Below are 539 nucleotides of genomic sequence, written 5' to 3'. Positions count from 1 at the left end.
AAAAGACTATTTTTTGGCGTCTGCCTCCATTTTGTCTTTTAACGCTTGTAATGCTGAGTTAGCATCACCTAAAGTGGTTGCTGATTCCTCTGCTGATGCAGCCATTTTCTTCTTGGCCGCTTTTACGTTGCGTTCTTCTTGCTCTCTAAACAAAGCAGTATGACTAGCTACGACACGTTTGAAGTCTTTATTGAATTCAATAATCTTAAATTCAACTTCTTCTCCTTTAGTGATTTTCTTACCGTCTTCTTTTTCCATATGTCTCGATGGAATAAAACCAGTAATATCTTCATTAAAGACTACGGTCGCACCTTTGTCTACAATATCGGTTACCGCTGCTGTGTGAAGTGTACCTTCAGCAAACTCATCTGCATATTTGTCCCAAGGATTTTCGGTTGTCTGCTTGTGACCTAGGCTTAGTTTTCTTCCTTCAACATCTAACTCAAGAACCTCTACTTCTAAAGTATCACCAACATTTACAAATTCTGAAGGATGTTTGATTTTCTTGGTCCAAGAAAGATCAGAAATATAAATTAAAC

The 539-nt window shown here is 37.7% G+C and carries 1 protein-coding gene; it reads right to left on the bottom strand.

The window, feature by feature from the left end; all coding sequences use genetic code 11:
- Positions 1 to 6 precede the first annotated feature (6 nt).
- The coding region (locus ABD224_RS29380; RefSeq protein WP_344055382.1) for a S1 RNA-binding domain-containing protein at positions 7 to 539 on the bottom strand (533 nt) is incomplete at its 5' end.

The organism is Streptomyces thermoalcalitolerans, assembly GCF_039525155.1.
In the GTDB taxonomy this organism is placed as follows: Bacteria; Actinomycetota; Actinomycetes; order Streptomycetales; family Streptomycetaceae; genus Streptomyces; species Streptomyces thermovulgaris.
The sequence above is the reverse complement of the archived record's forward strand: the minus strand, read 5'-3'. Positions and strand labels throughout refer to the sequence as shown.